Origin of the sequence: Paraburkholderia bengalensis, assembly GCF_037126505.1 — a bacterium.
Lineage (GTDB): Bacteria > Pseudomonadota > Gammaproteobacteria > Burkholderiales > Burkholderiaceae > Paraburkholderia > Paraburkholderia bengalensis.
Genome location: NZ_JACFYJ010000016.1, coordinates 105,400 through 120,394, shown reverse-complemented (window position 1 = coordinate 120,394; position 14,995 = coordinate 105,400). Strand labels below are relative to the sequence as shown.

Sequence of the window (14,995 nt, the reverse complement as noted above, 5' to 3'; positions counted from 1 at the left end):
GACTCACTTCGTTCGTATAGGCGACGATCTGCGGGTCGCCCGCGATCGCTTGAGCGCCCGGCCTGAACGGCGAAATGTTCTGCCGCTTGCGCTGCACGACGCGAAGCCCTTGCCCGTCATGAACTCGACAAAGCGCAGCGCGGCCGCCTTGTTGGGTGCGCGCGGTTTCGCCGGCCTGCGTTACTTGACATCGAGCGTCCTGCAGGCCGCGCAGGGCAACGGACGCGTCGAGCGGGCGCTCGTCGAACGCGCGGATGGGCGCATCGAAACAATCGACTGCGAGCGCATCGCGTGCGGCTACGGGCTCGTGCCGAACACGACGCTCGCCCGTGCGCTCGGCTGCGCCACGCTCGCCGACGGCGCGATCGTGGTCGACGGCATGATGCGCACGTCCGTCGACGGCGTATTCGCGGCGGGCGAGTGCACGGGCGTCGGCGGAATGGAACTCGCGCAGATCGAGGGACGCCTGGCGGGCCTTGGCGCGATGGGCGCCGAACAGGGCGAGCGCGTTGCGGCACTGCGGCGCGAACGCGAGCGCTGGCTGCGCTTCGCGGCGCGGGTCCAGACGGCTTTCGCGCTGGGCGCTCGCGCACGCCAGTTGCCCGCCGACTCGACGCTCCTTTGCCGTTGCGAGGACGTGCCGATCGGCGCCGTGCGCGCGCACACGAACTGGCGCGACGCGAAGCTGCATACGCGCTGTGCGATGGGCGCGTGTCAGGGGCGCGTCTGCGGCGGCGCGGCGCAGGTGCTGTTCGGCTGGGACGTGGCGCAGGTGCGTCCGCCCATTCATCCTGCGCGGATCGGCACGCTGATGCTGGGGGACGATGACTGCCTGGCTCCGTGAGCCGTGGCCCGAGCCGATTTCCGGCGCTGATGCAGCGCTGACCCAGCGCGCCGATGCGTTTCGGATTATTTCGCCCGCGTCGCGCCGCCCTATAATCGAGCAGCCTCGCGCATGACCGCCGAGGTCGTCGCCCAGTCGCTCGCAGCCCATGCACGGAACCCGCACGATGAACACGTTCGCCGATACGCTCGACGCGCTCGATCCGGGCGAGACGTCGCTGGCCGGGATGCTTTCGCATTTCGCGCTGCTCGAACCCGTGTTCGACGCGATGCCCGACATCGTGTTTTTCGTGAAGGACACGCAGGCCCGCTACGCGCTCGTCAACCGCACGCTGGTGTCGCGTTGCGGATTCAAGGAAAAGGAGAAGCTGCTCGGCAAGACGGCGGAAGAGGTGTTCCCGAGCCGGTTCGGCCGCATTTATACCGCGCAGGACAAAGCGGTGATCCATGTCGGCAACCAGATGGTCGATCAGCTCGAACTGCATCTGTATCCGGGCAGGCAGCCCGGCTGGTGTCTGACCTGCAAGCAGCCGCTGCGCGATGCGGCGGGGCGGGTGGTCGGACTCGCGGGCATTTCGCGCGATCTGCGCGCCGATGAAAGCAGTCATCCCGCGTACAGCCGGCTCGCGACGGTCGTCCAGTATCTGCAAGAGAACTACGTACAGCCGTTGAACCTGAAGCAGCTGGCTGCGATGGCCGACATGTCGGTGGCGCAGCTCGAACGGTACTTTCACAAGGTGTTTCATCTGACGCCGCGTCAGGTGCTGCTGAAGACGCGGCTCGATGCCGCGACGGCGCTGCTCGTGTCGCACGACAAGGTGACGGACGTCGCCGCGCTGTGCGGCTACACGGACCACAGCGCGTTCACGCGGCAGTTCAAGGCGACCGTCGGCGTCACGCCGACCGAGTACCGGATGCTGCTGCACGGCACCTCGCGCCACTGAAGACGGACCGAACGCGTAACCCGTACCCGATGCCCGTTCGTCAACCCAGGCTGCGCTATTACGTCTACGTGGTCGCGCTCGACGATACCGTGTGGAATGAAGCGCGCTTTCGGCGCGCGAATCCCGATTACGGGTTCGAACGGCCGTGCGTGTATGTGGGGATGACGGGGCTGGACCCGGATCTGCGCTTCGACCGCCACAAGGCGGGCATTCAGTCGAACCGCTATGTGCGCGATTACGGCTTGCGGCTGATGCCGGAACTGTACGAAGTATTTAATCCGCTGCCATACGACGGCGCGCGCGATATGGAAGTGGAGCTGGCTATTGGCCTGCGCGAAGCGGGTTATGCAGTGTGGCAGGCGTAGTGGGACGGGCGTGGGAACGTACGTATTGCTGCGTTATCTTGCGCGTGGAAAGATTTCATTTGATGCCGAGGCCGCGCAGGATCGCGTTGCCTTCGGGCGTCAGGCGAATGTGCGATTCGCCTGCGTCGGTCGCGACAGTTTCGACGAGTCCAGCCTCATACAGCGACGGCAACTCGGGCTTCGCGAACGCGGCGACGGGCGCATGCAACAACAGCAGCAGCGTTGCGATTTCGTGCGGGCTCAGCAGCCGGCGCAGCATGGTCTTCCTGGACGGCGCCGGGTTCGCAGGGGCGGCGGAAACTTCGGCTGCGATGCGCTTCGTCAGGTCGTTGCGGTCGTTGTAGTAATCCATCTAGGGCACCTTGGGCGGAACGCGGGTCAGTGTCGAAGACGAAGCATGCCGGCCCAGACTTAAATGATTCTTAAAGCCATGCCCCCGAAGTTGTTACACGCGGTTACGCCGCTGCGCCTACGTTAGCCGGGCGCGCATTCCTTGCTGGCGCTCTCGATCCACAGATTCGACGTGTTGCGCTTGCCCGCGTAGTAGCGGAACGTCGTGCCGCCGTTGTCGGCGCGCACCTTGACGATGTTGGAGTCACCGAAATCGAGCATCTGACCCTGAGGGATCGGCGTGGTCTTGACGGGGTTGTCGTGCTTCGCCGCAGCTTGTGTCATGCACTGAATGACTTCGTTGACCGGGCGGTTGGTCATGTTGTCCTTCATCGGATCGCCGGCATCCGGGTTGTGAGACGCCTCGTATTGCGCGCAGGCGGCGAGAAACAGCGGAATGGACAGGGTGACGGCAAGCTTCCTCATAACACTCCTTCGCGTTGGCGGCTGCGTGGCGTTGCGTCGGTTGCGTGACGCGCGCTGCAAAGACCGCGAGACATTCGGGAAATTATATCGGCGCAAGCGATATGCCCGGGTTTTTGCCGTAACGCGCACCGCCGGGCGATGGCGCTCATCTAGAATAAACTAACCAGATCGTACAAATTTGGTAAAAACCCCGAAAGACGCCGATGTCGAATGTGGGCACACTTGAAGGCAGTCGCGCAGATCGCGTTGCCGCTAGCGCAGGCTGTGCGCAGATTCACTGTTGCGGCGTGCGTCACCCAATGGAGAAGGCAGTCATGAGTTTCGCGTCGGTACTGGTCCTCAACGGACCCAATCTCAACCTGCTCGGCACCCGCGAGCCGACCATCTACGGCGCGGAAACGCTCGACGATGTCGCGCAACGCTGCCGCGAAGCGGGCGAGCGACTCGATCTCGCGATCGATTTTCGCCAGTCGAATGCCGAGCATCAACTGATCGACTGGCTTCATGAAGCACGCACGACGCAGCAGGGCATCGTGATCAATCCGGCCGCTTACACGCATACGTCGGTGGCGATTGCGGATGCGTTGTCGGCGATCGAAAAACCCGTCATCGAAGTGCATATTTCGAACATTCACAAACGCGAGGCGTTTCGTCACCACTCGTACGTATCGGCCGTCGCGCAAGCGGTAATCTGCGGCTGCGGCACGCAAGGCTATGTGCTCGCGCTGGAGCGCATGGCGCAAATCCTGAAAGCGAAATAGACCGCGCCAGTCGATGCAAAACAAAAGGCCGATCCTTGCGATCGGCCTTTGCTTGAGAGAGATGAGGCGTCGCTTAAGCCTCTCGTTTCACAAACCGCAAAGTCGCATCGACGATCATCGCGCGATGGCGTGCTCGCAGCCGCGCATGCGAAGGATCGCGCCCGAACGCGGTGCCGAACGTATGCCGGTTCGCCACGCGGTGAAAACATAGCGAGCTGATCAGCAGGTGCAGATCGATTGCATCGATATCCGCGCGGAAGTCGCCCGATGCCACGCCGCGCGCGAGCAGAACTTCGAGCGTGTGAATCACGCTTGCGTTGCGGTTCTTGAAGGTCTTGACCTGCTCGATGTACTTCGCACCGTGAATGTTCTCGATGGTCACGAGGCGCACGAAATCGCGATGCTTGTCGTGGTAGTCGAAAGTGAATTCGACGAGACTGCGCAGCCCTTCGACCGGGCTCATGTCGCTGATCTTCAGATCCTGTTCGAGCGAGCGGATGTCGCCGTACACCTTTTCGAGCACGGCCTCGTACAACCCTTCCTTGCTGCCGAAGTAGTAGTACAGCATGCGCTTCGTCGTGTTGGTGCGCTCGGCGATGGCGTCGACGCGCGCGCCCGCGAGTCCCATCGACGAGAACTCCTGCGTGGCCACCTCGAGGATGTTGCGCCGCGTCTGCTCGGGATCGTATTTGCGCCGGGGTTCGGAGGATTTTTTCGGGGTGTCGATGTGCTCGGGCGACGTGGCTCGGCTTCCCTTTTTCATTGTGCGTTCCGGCGGCGGTGAAGATTCATTCTAGCATGCGCAAATCGTTGTCCGACGGGGCCTGGCGGGCTGCGCGCGGGCTTTGCGCGAGGCCCGCGAGCAGGCCTCGGCGGCCCGTCAGCGGGAGCGGCGCGAACGGTCCGCGAGCGCGTCGCGCGTCTGCATCGCGGTGTAGGTGAACTGCGCGGCGGCGAGGCCCAACGCGCCGAACGTGTGTGTGAGACCGAATGCAGCGAACGCTTCGGGCACGGCGCGTTCGCCCGCAATCGCCGCCGCGAGCAGTTCGCCCGACACGGTGGTCGGCGCCATTCCGTGTCCGCCGAAGCCGACTGCGTACCAGACGCCGTCGGCGCTCTGGCCGATCTGCGGCATCTTGTGCCGTGCGTAACTCATCAGGCCGCCCCACGCGTGATCGATGCGCACGTCGCGCAATTGCGGATACACCTTCAGCAGATCGCGGCGCAGCAGCCGCGCGATCGCGTCAGGCTCGCGCTCCAGAATGGAAATGCGCCCGCCCCACAAAATGCGCGTATCGGGCAGCGGACGGTAGTAGTCGAACGCGAAGCGCGTGTCGTACACGGCGGAACGGCAGTCGATGGCGTCGGCGAGCCGCGCGCCGAGCGGCTCCGTCGCCATCACGTAGGTCGCGATGGGAAGCACGGCGCGCTCGACGCGCCGGTACACGTTGCGCGCATAGCCGCCGCCCGCCATCACGACATGCTGCGCGTCGATGCAAGCCTGAGCCGTTTCGACGACGAACCCGGCTCCTTGCCGCCGGAACGACGTGACGGGCGATTTCTCATAGATGCGCACGCCGGCGTGTTCAGCGGCGCGCGCCACGCCGAGCACGTACTTCAGCGGATGAAAGTGAAACGCATTGCGCTCGAAGAGTCCGCCGTGATACCGAGCGGTTTTCAGGCGCGCGCCGAGATCAGCGGCGCTCAATGTTTCCCATTCGACGCCGAACGATTCCTTCATCAGACGGCGCTGGGTTTCGAGCCGCGCCGGATCATCGAACCAGTTGGCGAGGATCACGCCTGCATCGGACGCGTCGCAGTCGATCGTGTAGCGCTGGATGCGCGCGCGCATCAGGTCGACGGCATCGACGGTCAGCGCATAGAGTTCCCGGGCGCGCGCCGGGCCCAGGATTTTCAGCAGGTCCGCGCAATCGAGGCTGTAGCCGCCGAACACAAAGCCGCCGTTGCGGCCCGACGCGCCGTAGCCGACCTGATTCGCCTCGACCACGACAACGTCGCGCACGCCGCGCTCGGCGAATCCCAGCGCCGTCGACAGACCGGCCAGTCCGCCGCCGACGATGCACACATTCGCGCTCAGTTTGCCGGCCGCATTCCCTGTCAATGCAGGGCGCGCGGGTCGTTCGACGGTTGCTTCGTAGTAGCTATGCATAACAATTGGATGGACGGTCTCGCGCGGCGCCCTGGGCCTGTCGGTGAGCGGCCATGTTAGCCAAAATCGCGAGACGCCCGTATCCGGAATTTCCGGCGTAGCGGGACGGGCCGTTGCATCGGCATCGAAGCTCGAACGGCCGTTTTCAAACGCCTTGCAGCCTGAAAATATGCGGTTTCGGGCTGCAAAACGGTGCACGGGTTGCGCCTGCGTGACGGCTCTGTTGCGTGGCGTACTCACTGGGCCCTGTCGCGGCACGTTGCGGCCCTCGCAATCGCGGATTACAGGTTAGACTGACATGAGTCGAGGTAAATGTGGTCAGGCATCTGCAAGGAGACGCCGCCATGAATCGGCCGCTACGGTTTCCGCTACGCGCGATCGGCACCACATCCGCCTGGAAGTGGTTCAAGTGGCTGTTTTTTGCCGCGTTCCTTGTCGCCGTCGCGCTCGGCGTGCGCTTCATCCAGATCGAAATGGACACGTCGCGGCTGCAGGCGCGCTATCTGTCCGAACTCACACGCGACGTCGGCTTCACTGTCTCCGAAGGCCCGAGCGACAACGTCCGCTTTCCCACCGACGGCCCCTACGACATCCGCCTTGGCTACGCGCTCCTGCCCGCATTCGAACGGCGTTTGAAAGAGCGGGGCTTTTCCGTTGCATCGCAAGCGCGCGATTCAGAAGGCATGACGTCGCTCGCCGACGACGGCCTGTTCATTCCCTACGAAGAAAAGGACCAGGCGGGCCTGATGCTGTACGACTCGACGGGCACGCGCCTGTTCGGTTCGCAGTATCCGGCGCACGTGTATGACAGTTTCGCGTCGGTGCCGCCGCTCATCGTATCGGCGCTGCTGTTCATCGAAGACCGCCATCTGCTCGACACCGATCAGCCTAACCGCAATCCCGCCATCGACTGGGGGCGCTTTAGCCGCGCGCTGATGGATCAGGGCTTGCGGCTGTTCAACCAGCGTCAGGCGCAGCCGGGCGGCAGCACGCTCGCGACGCAGATCGAGAAGTTCCGCCACTCGCCGGGCGGCCGCACCGCGACGCCGAAGGAAAAGCTCCGGCAAATCGCGTCGGCGTCCGTGCGCGCCTATCTGGACGGACCGCGCACGATGGACGCGCGCGAGCAGATCGTCGTGCGCTACCTGAACTCCGTGCCGCTCGCCGCGCAGCCGGGCGTGGGCGAAATCAACGGTATCGGCGACGGGCTTGCCGCGTGGTACGGCCGTGATTTCGACGAAGTGAACCGCGTGCTGAAAGCGCCGCTGACGCCCGACAATCTCGCCGAACAGGGGCTCGCGTTTCGCCAGGTGCTGTCGCTGATGATCGCGCAGCGCGGCCCTTCGCACTTTCTGCTGCGCAAGAACGACGACCTCAATGCACTGACGGAAAGCTACCTGCGCCTGCTCGCCGCGAATGGCGTGATCAGCGCGCAGTTGCGCGATGCGGCGCTGTCGCAGCAACTCGTGCTGACGCGCGCCAAGCTTGCACCGCCCGAGGGGTCTTACGTCGAACGCAAGGCGGTGACGTCGCTGCGCACGCACCTGCTGTCGTCGCTGGGCGTGACGAATCTGTATGACCTCGACCGGCTCGATCTGCGCGCCGTGTCGACGATGAACAACAAGGTGCAGCAGGACATCAGCGACCGCCTTGCTGCCGCGACGACCAAAGACGGCGCGCAGGCAGCGGGCCTGTACGGCTACAACATGCTGCAGCCGAAAGACGATCCGTCGAAGATCGCCTTCAGCTTCACGCTGTTCGAAAAGCGCGACGGCGCGAACCTGTTGCGCGTGCAGACGGACAGCGTCAATCGTCCGTTCGACATCAATTCGGGCGCGCGCCTGAATCTCGGCTCGACGGCGAAGCTGCGCACGATCATCACGTATCTGCAGATCATGCAGGAGCTGCATGCGCGTTATGGGCAGATGAGCGTCGACGAACTGCGCGCGGTCAAGCCTGAGCGCGAAGATGCATTGACGCGCTGGGCCGTCGATTACTTCATGCACACCAACGACCGCTCGCTCGCTACGATGCTCGATGCGTCGGTCGAACGAAAATACTCGGCGAATGCGGGGGAAACGTTCTTCACGGGCGGCGGCGCGCAGACCTTCACGAACTTCGAGGCCGACGAGAACTCGCGCATTCTCACCGTGCACCAGGCGTTCCAGCATTCGGTGAATCTCGTGTTCGTGCGGATGATGCGCGACATCGTCCATTACGAAACGATCAAGACGTCGGGGCCATCATCGCAATGGCTCGATGATCCCGATACGCGCAACATGTACCTGACGCGCTTCGCCGATCAGGAAAGCCGTGTGTACATGAATCGTTTCTACACGAAGTATCACGGCAAGACGCAGGACGAGAGGCTCGCCACGTTGCTGCGCGGCGTGCGCAAATCGCCGCCAAAGCTGGCCACCGTATTGCGCAGCGTGCGGCCCTACGCGCCGCAGGCCTGGTTCGATGACCAGATGCGCGCGCAACTCAAGAACACGCCGAAAGCGAATCCGCCCGCCGACGCGCTCGCGCAGCTCTATGCGAAGTACGGCGTCGACAAGTTCAATCTGAACGATCGCGCCTATATTTCGAGCGTGCATCCGCTGGAACTATGGCTTGTCGACTATCTGCGCGAGCATCCCGACGCGAGCGTGAACGAAGTGATGGACGCAAGCCGCGATGTGCGCGCCGAATCGTACAAATGGCTCTTCAAGACGCGCTATCACGCGACGCAGGATCGCCGCATTCGGCGCATGGTGGAGCAGCATGCATACGATGCCATCGGCAAGTCGTGGCAGGCGCTCGGCTATCCATTCGCGCATCTGACGCCTTCTTATGCGGCCGCAATCGGCGCATCGGGCGACCGGCCGGCGGCGCTCGCGGAACTGATCGGCGTGATCGTCAACAAGGGAAATCAGGCGCCGACGCAAAGTCTGTCCGAACTTGAATTCGCGAAGGGCACGCCGTATGAAACGCGCTTCGTGCGCGCAACTGCGCAGCCGACGGAAGGCGTGTCGCCCGATATCGCGCGTGTCGTGCAGACGCTGTTGCGCGACGTCGTCGCGGGCGGCACCGCGAAGCGTCTGGCGGGCGGCATGACGTTCCCTGACGGCAAGACGCTGGAGGTCTACGGCAAGACGGGCACGGGCGACCAGCGGCTGAACATCTATGCGAAGGGGCGCAGGCTGATCGAGTCACGCAAGGTCAATCGCACGGCGACGTTCGTGTTCGCGATCGGTGATCGCTTCTTCGGCACGCTGACGGCTGTCGTGCACGAGCCGTATGCAAAGCGCTATGACTTTACGAGCGCGCTCGCCGTGCAATTGCTGAAATCGATGGCGCCGGAACTGCAGCCTTTGCTGGAAGAGCCGGTGGATAAAGCGGCGCCGAAGGTTGTGCTTCAATAACCCACATCCGCCGCAGGCTTCAGGAAGAGTTCATGCACGGGCGCGAAGTGCGCATAGAGTGGCAGGATCGCGCCGCCCATCGCGCGCGCGTCGGAGCCGATGGTGCCTTCCAGCAGTTGCGGACGCACAATCCCTTCCCACTCGAATTTGTCCAGCACGCGCTCCGTGCGTCGGATGATTTCCCGCACCAGTTGCCGGTCCACTTCGCCGTCGATCACCACCGCTTCGAGATCGAGCAGCGCCGCTGCGTTCGTCAACGCGCCTGCAATCGCGGGGCACGCGGTGTCGAGCCATTGTTCCGTGAGCCGCCACAAATCCGCCGACAACGCGCGATGATCGTGCGCGGCAGCGGCGGGCGCGCCCGCATCGACGAACAGTTTTTCGAGCACGAAGCCCGAGGCTGCATGCAGCAACTGACGCGCAGGTAGTCGCGCATTGCCGCCCGTAATCGGAATCGAACCGACGGCGCCCGCGTTGTCGTGCGGGCCGCCGTGCAGGCGTCCGTCGATCACGAGCCCGCCGCCGATGAACGTGCCGACGAACAGATACAAAAAGTTGTGGATGCCGCGCCCCTGGCCCATCACGAGTTCGGCGGCGCAGGCGGCTGTCGTGTCCTTCGCGAACTCGACGGGCAGGCCCGTCATCGAGGCGATGCGCGCGCGGATGTCGATGTCGTTCCATGCATCGAGCGCCTCGGGCGGCGCGCCGAGAAAATCGCGCCAGCCGCCCAGCCACAGCGGCGCCGCGACGCCCATGCCGACCACTTTCTCGCGCCGCGCGCCGAGCGCGTCGTTGATACGCGCAAGCTTTGCTTCGAGCGAAGGGAACAGGGTGCGTGGATCGGGATACGCATACTCTTGCACTTCGCGGCAGCAGACGCGGCCGAGAAAGTCCATCGCGAGCACATCGAGACTGCGCCGCCCGACCTTCACGCCGATGGTATAGGCGCCTTCCGCGCGCAACGCGATGGGCACGGAAGGTTGCCCGATGCGTCCGCGCACACGCGCCTGCTTTTCCAGCAGACCGTCGTCGATCAGCCGCTCGACGATCATCGATACCGTTTGCATCGACAGACGCGTGAGGCGGCCGACGTCGGCCTTCGGCAGCGCGCCGTGCAAACGGATCGCCTGCAGCACGATGCGTTCGTTGAACTGGCGCATGCCGACCTGGTTCGAGCCGACGGTGCGTTTGAGCGGTGAGCGTGTGCCCGTATCCATTGATGTAATCGCGTTAGCGCTGCCCGTTCGTCATGCGATGGCCCGCACGTCGGCCTGTTTCGCGCCCGTCATGATGGCAACGGCATCCGACATGTGGATGTCGCTCTTGTTCACGAGCGCCGCGCGGCGTCCGAGCCGCTGGATATGAATGCGGTCGGCGATCTCGAACACATGTGGCATGTTGTGACTGATCAGGATCACGGGCAGGCCGCGATCGCGCACGCGCCGGATCAGTTCGAGCACCATGTTGCCTTCCTTCACGCCGAGTGCAGCGGTCGGTTCGTCGAGTATCACGACGTGCCGCGCGAACGCTGCACTGCGCGCGACGGCCACGCCCTGGCGCTGCCCACCCGACAACGTCTCGACGGCCTGGCGCATCGAACGGATGCCGATTTGCAGGTCTTTCATCGCATTGGTCGCTTCTTCGAGCATGCGGCGCTTGTCGATCATCTTGAAGATCTTGCCGCGCCAGCCTGGCTTCACCAGTTCGCGCGCGAGGAACAGGTTTTCGGCGATGCTCATCGCGGGCGCGACGGCGAGGTCCTGATAGACGGTTTCGATGCCTTGCTGACGCGCGTCGAGCGGGCTGCGGAACTTGACGGCCTTGCCGTCGAGCAGCAGATCGCCTTCATCGGGCACGAGCGCGCCGGACAATGCCTTGATCAGCGACGACTTGCCTGCGCCGTTATCGCCGATCACGGCCATGATTTCGCCGGGCATCACTTCGAAGTCGCAGCCATCGAGCGCGGTGACGTGGCCGTAGCGCTTGATGAGTCCGCGCGCCTGCAGAACGGGCGTCTTGACGTTGGCAGTGGAGAGAGGGGTCGACATGACAGGCTCCTTCAAATAACGGTCAGCGTGCGCCACGGCGCGACAGCTTGTCGGCAGCAACAGCGAGAATCACGAGAATGCCGGTGATCAGCACCTGGTACACCGACGACACGCCCATCAGCGTCAAGCCATTGCGGAACACGCCGACGATCAGCGCGCCCAGCAGCGTGCCCGCAATCGAGCCGCGTCCGCCGAACAGACTCGTTCCGCCGAGCACGACAGCCGTGATGCTGTCGAGGTTCTCCGTCTGACCCGCCTGCGGATCGCCGACGCCCGTGCGCGATACCGAGAGCAGCGCGGCGATGCCGTAGATCGCGCCCGACAGCGTGTACACGGTGATCAGGATGCGCTGTGCGGAAAGGCCCATCAGGCGCGCAGCTTCCGGGTTGTTGCCGAGCGCGTACAGGTGGCGGCCCGGCACCGTGTCGCGCAGCACGAACCATGTCCCGAGGTACATCAGCAGCGTGAGCACGGTGCCGTACGTGACGGTGGCCGGTCCGAGGTTCAAGGTGTTGCCGAAGAACATGATCGCGTCAGGCAGATTCGACACGCTTTCCGCATTCGAATAGATCTGCGTGACGGCGAATGCGATATTCAGCGTGCCCAACGTAACGATGAACGCGGGCAGCTTGATACGCGTGATCAGCACGCCATTGAGCAAACCGAACAGCGTACTCGCGCCGACGCCGCAAATGATCGCGATGACAGGCGGCACGCCCATCACGACGGCGAACTTCGTCATCACGATCGAGCCGAGCGCCATCACCATCCCGCACGACAGATCGATGCCGCCCGTGAGCACGATCAAGGTCTGGCCGATCGCGATGACGGCGACGACCATCGTCTGCTGCAGGATCAGCGACAGGTTCTGGAACGACAGGAAGCGGTTGCTCTGCGAGATGAAGAAGATGCACGCAAGCACCAGCGCAATCAGCGGGCCGGCTTCGGCAAGCGTCGGCAGATGCTCGACGAAGCGGCGGTGGTTGTGGGCGGGGACGGTGGGAGTCGACATGATGTGTTTCCTCGAAGCAATGCATGAGCGGTGTGCGGCAGGCGTTCAGAACCTGCCGCGCTCATGCTGAAGAACATGCGGAGAAAATCTCTCCGCTATTGCATGACGTACGCGATTACTTGTTGCCCCAACAGTTGTCGAGGCCGAACTTCGTATCCTTGCTGTCGACGCCGTTCTGCGGCTTGTCGGTAATCAGCGTGACGCCCGTGTCGTGATAGCCCGTGGGCTTTTTGCCTGTCTTCGCGTAGTCGACGCCCGCATCGACGCCGAGCGATGCCATCTTCAGCGGGTATTGCTGCGACGTCGCGGCGATCTGGCCTGCCTTCACGTTGCGCACGCCTTCGCAGCCGCCGTCGATCGATACGATCATCACGCTCTTGTCCTTGCCCGCGCTCTTCAGCGCGCGATACGCGCCCGCCGCGGCCGGTTCGTTGATCGTGTAGACGACATTGATATCCGGCGATTTCTGCAGGCAGTTTTCCATCGCCGTCTGGCCCTTCGCCTGATCGCCCCGCGTGTCCTGGCTGCAGACGATGGCGGGGTCGCCTTCCTTGATGCCGAAGCCCTGCAGGAAGCCGTTGTGACGCAGCACGCCGACGGACACGCCGGGCGCGAGATCGAGCGTCGCGATCTTCGCGGGCTTGCCGCCCATCGCGGCCTTCGCGTACTCGCCGATCAGCACGCCGGCCTTGAAGTTGTCGGTGGCGAAGAGGGCGTCGGTCGCGTCTTGCGGATCGGTCGGCGTGTCGAGCGCGATCACCAGCGTGCCGGCGGCACGCGCCTTCTTGATGCTCGGCACGATCGCTTTCGTGTCGCTCGGCGTGATGAGGATCGCCTTCGCGCCCGCCGTCGTCATGTTCTCGATCGCCGTGACTTGCGACGCGTTGTCGCCGTCGAACTTGCCCGCTGCCGTCAATAGCTTGGCGCCGTCCTTCTGCGCGGCGGCTTCGGCACCTTGCTTCATCTTGACGAAGAAGGGATTGGTATCGGTTTTCGTGATCAGGCCGACGACGGGCTGATCGGCGGCAAGCGTCGCGCTCGCACACCAGAGCGCCGACGCGGCGATGCAGGCGGCGGCGACGCCTTTGGCGACAGGTTGCATGCGGGACGCAGGACGCTGTGGCCTGCGGAAATTCGGGTTCATGGGACGCTCCTCCGGATGATTGACAACGACGTTGTGAACAGCAGTCGGTTCAACGGCCTGGGCGGGCGCTCGTCGCGCCTTCTCGATGCGTTCGCCAGACAGACAGCCCTGGCGACGCGCGGCCTTACTAAATCAAGTTGTTTTAGTTAGTACAGCAGCGTCGTCTGCGAAAATCAAGGCGAGAGTTTTGGTGCGGTGCGGAGAGTATTCGGCGTCGAATTCGATGAAAGCCTTGCCTGATAAGGCTTCGCGCGGAAACGAACGGAAGTGCAAGGGGCTGCAGATACGGGTAAATCAGGAGCGCGGCGTATGCCCGAATTAAGTTCTTTTGTTCAGTTAATGGGCAAATGCTCGGAAATTCCGATGCTGACGCATAGGCAGGCGGGACCGCCGCTTGCTGTACCTGGACGGGAGGCGCAACACGCGCGGCAGGCGGAGGCTCGACGTGAAAACGATCCACAATCGCGCGCTGCATTTCGTCGTAACGCATCCTGCGCAATTCGCGCTGCAGGTATGCAAAGCGTTTCGGAAGAACCAGGGGCTGCTGCTCGCGGGCGCGATTGCGTATTACGCGCTGCTGTCCATCGTGCCGCTTCTGATACTCGTGGCGATAGCGTTCAGCCACTTCGTCGGCGAGCAACGGTTGCTCGAAACGCTGACGCGGTTGCTCGAATGGCTCGTGCCGGGACAATCGCGCGCCATCGTCAAGGAGTTGGCCAACTTTCTTGCGCATCGCTCGGTGATCGGCTGGTTTCTCGTCGTCACGATGATCTTCTTTAGTTCGCTAGCCTTCACGGTGCTGGAAAACGCGTTGTCGATCATCTTCGTGCATCGTGTCGCGATCCGGCGCAGGCATTTTCTCTTCTCGGCAATCCTGCCTTATCTGTTTAGTCTTTCGCTGGGTATCGGCGTGCTGCTCGTCACGTTCGTCACAAGTAGTCTGCAGGCTGTCGCGAGCGATAGCATCCTGCTGTTCGGTCATGCAATTTCGTTGACGGGCGCGACGCGCGTCGTGCTTTACCTGTTCGGATTGGCGGGCGAGATTTTCGTGCTGACAGCGATCTATCTGGTGATTCCCGCGGGCCGCACCACGTTGCGGCATGCGCTGTTCGGCGCAGTGGCCGCTGCCGTGCTATGGGAAATCACGCGTCGCGTGCTGGTGTGGTACTTTGCGACGCTCTCGCAAGTGAGCGTCGTCTACGGTTCGCTGACGACGGCCATCGTCGTCCTGTTTAGTCTCGAGGCGCTGGCTACGCTGATGCTGTTCGGTGCGCAACTGATTGCCGAATACGAGCGGCTCAACGCGGGACCGAAGGAACCTGCTGCGCGGCCATTCGTCACGAGCTGAGAACATGCGCAATGGAGCGTCCGGAGTTAACGGCATCTGAACCACAAACTTTATGGTCATTTGCAGACTTGTTCTATTTCCACTTTTGACCGACAGAAGATTGCGCGCCGGTCACAGATTCGTCATGAGCTGCCGACGAT

General features: G+C 63.3%; 14 protein-coding genes. 6 read left to right on the top strand and 8 right to left on the bottom strand.

Annotation, left to right across the window (positions count from 1 at the left end):
* The 3 genes from H3V53_RS12850 to H3V53_RS12840 form a co-directional block, all read left to right on the top strand.
* Nucleotides 1–844: FAD-dependent oxidoreductase (locus H3V53_RS12850; protein ID WP_419539483.1), on the top strand; the 844-nt coding region annotated here is incomplete at its 5' end.
* 166 nt (nucleotides 845–1,010) lie between these two features.
* Entirely contained in the window at nucleotides 1,011–1,787 is a 777-nt protein-coding gene (locus tag H3V53_RS12845; protein ID WP_054920808.1) for a helix-turn-helix domain-containing protein, read from the top strand.
* Between the two features lie 29 nt (nucleotides 1,788–1,816).
* Complete coding sequence (locus H3V53_RS12840; protein ID WP_336598228.1) at nucleotides 1,817–2,152, top strand: hypothetical protein; 336 nt, start codon at nucleotides 1,817–1,819, stop codon at nucleotides 2,150–2,152.
* 55 nt (nucleotides 2,153–2,207) lie between these two features.
* On the opposite strand, the gene H3V53_RS12835 is transcribed toward H3V53_RS12840, so the two are convergent.
* Nucleotides 2,208–2,411, bottom strand: coding sequence for a hypothetical protein (locus tag H3V53_RS12835; protein ID WP_336598232.1), 204 nt, complete (start codon nucleotides 2,409–2,411; stop codon nucleotides 2,208–2,210).
* Between the two features lie 215 nt (nucleotides 2,412–2,626).
* Nucleotides 2,627–2,968, bottom strand: coding sequence for a hypothetical protein (locus H3V53_RS12830; protein WP_336598227.1), 342 nt, complete (start codon nucleotides 2,966–2,968; stop codon nucleotides 2,627–2,629).
* Nucleotides 2,969–3,282: 314 nt separating this feature from the next.
* On the opposite strand from H3V53_RS12830, the gene aroQ reads away from it, so the two are divergent.
* Nucleotides 3,283–3,729, top strand: a complete 447-nt coding sequence (gene aroQ / locus H3V53_RS12825) for a type II 3-dehydroquinate dehydratase (protein WP_336598226.1) — start codon at nucleotides 3,283–3,285, stop codon at nucleotides 3,727–3,729.
* A gap of 73 nt (nucleotides 3,730–3,802) precedes the next feature.
* On the opposite strand, the gene H3V53_RS12820 is transcribed toward aroQ, so the two are convergent.
* On the bottom strand, nucleotides 3,803–4,492 hold the full coding sequence (locus H3V53_RS12820) for a TetR/AcrR family transcriptional regulator (protein ID WP_336598225.1): 690 nt from the start codon (nucleotides 4,490–4,492) through the stop codon (nucleotides 3,803–3,805).
* A 117-nt stretch (nucleotides 4,493–4,609) separates the two neighbouring features.
* On the bottom strand, nucleotides 4,610–5,899 hold the full coding sequence (locus tag H3V53_RS12815; protein WP_336598224.1) for an NAD(P)/FAD-dependent oxidoreductase: 1,290 nt from the start codon (nucleotides 5,897–5,899) through the stop codon (nucleotides 4,610–4,612).
* 344 nt (nucleotides 5,900–6,243) lie between these two features.
* On the opposite strand from H3V53_RS12815, the gene H3V53_RS12810 reads away from it, so the two are divergent.
* Nucleotides 6,244–9,303, top strand: coding sequence for a transglycosylase domain-containing protein (locus H3V53_RS12810; RefSeq protein ID WP_336598223.1), 3,060 nt, complete (start codon nucleotides 6,244–6,246; stop codon nucleotides 9,301–9,303).
* On the opposite strand, the gene H3V53_RS12805 is transcribed toward H3V53_RS12810, so the two are convergent.
* The 4 genes from H3V53_RS12805 to H3V53_RS12790 all read right to left on the bottom strand — a co-directional run bounded on the left by H3V53_RS12805 (nucleotide 9,297) and on the right by H3V53_RS12790 (nucleotide 13,507).
* Entirely contained in the window at nucleotides 9,297–10,520 is a 1,224-nt protein-coding gene (locus H3V53_RS12805) for an ROK family transcriptional regulator (RefSeq protein ID WP_336598222.1), read from the bottom strand. The genes H3V53_RS12810 and H3V53_RS12805 overlap by 7 nt on opposite strands.
* A 30-nt stretch (nucleotides 10,521–10,550) precedes the next feature.
* Nucleotides 10,551–11,351: an ATP-binding cassette domain-containing protein gene (locus H3V53_RS12800; RefSeq protein ID WP_336598221.1), complete on the bottom strand. Its 801-nt coding sequence runs from the start codon at nucleotides 11,349–11,351 to the stop codon at nucleotides 10,551–10,553.
* Between the two features lie 22 nt (nucleotides 11,352–11,373).
* Nucleotides 11,374–12,363: an ABC transporter permease gene (locus tag H3V53_RS12795; protein WP_336598220.1), complete on the bottom strand. Its 990-nt coding sequence runs from the start codon at nucleotides 12,361–12,363 to the stop codon at nucleotides 11,374–11,376.
* A 115-nt stretch (nucleotides 12,364–12,478) separates the two neighbouring features.
* The gene (locus tag H3V53_RS12790) at nucleotides 12,479–13,507 is read right to left on the bottom strand and encodes a substrate-binding domain-containing protein (RefSeq protein WP_054920828.1); all 1,029 of its coding nucleotides are present in this window, start codon (nucleotides 13,505–13,507) and stop codon (nucleotides 12,479–12,481) included.
* A 445-nt stretch (nucleotides 13,508–13,952) separates the two neighbouring features.
* On the opposite strand from H3V53_RS12790, the gene H3V53_RS12785 reads away from it, so the two are divergent.
* Nucleotides 13,953–14,855 (top strand): YihY/virulence factor BrkB family protein, encoded by a 903-nt coding sequence (locus tag H3V53_RS12785; protein WP_336598218.1) that lies wholly within the window; start codon nucleotides 13,953–13,955, stop codon nucleotides 14,853–14,855.
* The last annotated feature ends 140 nt before the right edge of the window (nucleotides 14,856–14,995 follow it).

Coding starts and splice junctions, on each gene's coding strand:
- H3V53_RS12845 (WP_054920808.1), top strand. CDS start 1,011: ATGAACACGTTCGCCGATACGCTCGACGCGCTCGATCCGGGCGAGACG.
- H3V53_RS12840 (WP_336598228.1), top strand. CDS start 1,817: ATGCCCGTTCGTCAACCCAGGCTGCGCTATTACGTCTACGTGGTCGCG.
- H3V53_RS12835 (WP_336598232.1), bottom strand. CDS start 2,411: ATGCTGCGCCGGCTGCTGAGCCCGCACGAAATCGCAACGCTGCTGCTG.
- H3V53_RS12830 (WP_336598227.1), bottom strand. CDS start 2,968: ATGAGGAAGCTTGCCGTCACCCTGTCCATTCCGCTGTTTCTCGCCGCC.
- aroQ (WP_336598226.1), top strand. CDS start 3,283: ATGAGTTTCGCGTCGGTACTGGTCCTCAACGGACCCAATCTCAACCTG.
- H3V53_RS12820 (WP_336598225.1), bottom strand. CDS start 4,492: ATGAAAAAGGGAAGCCGAGCCACGTCGCCCGAGCACATCGACACCCCG.
- H3V53_RS12815 (WP_336598224.1), bottom strand. CDS start 5,899: ATGCATAGCTACTACGAAGCAACCGTCGAACGACCCGCGCGCCCTGCA.
- H3V53_RS12810 (WP_336598223.1), top strand. CDS start 6,244: ATGAATCGGCCGCTACGGTTTCCGCTACGCGCGATCGGCACCACATCC.
- H3V53_RS12805 (WP_336598222.1), bottom strand. CDS start 10,520: ATGGATACGGGCACACGCTCACCGCTCAAACGCACCGTCGGCTCGAAC.
- H3V53_RS12800 (WP_336598221.1), bottom strand. CDS start 11,351: ATGTCGACCCCTCTCTCCACTGCCAACGTCAAGACGCCCGTTCTGCAG.
- H3V53_RS12795 (WP_336598220.1), bottom strand. CDS start 12,363: ATGTCGACTCCCACCGTCCCCGCCCACAACCACCGCCGCTTCGTCGAG.
- H3V53_RS12790 (WP_054920828.1), bottom strand. CDS start 13,507: ATGAACCCGAATTTCCGCAGGCCACAGCGTCCTGCGTCCCGCATGCAA.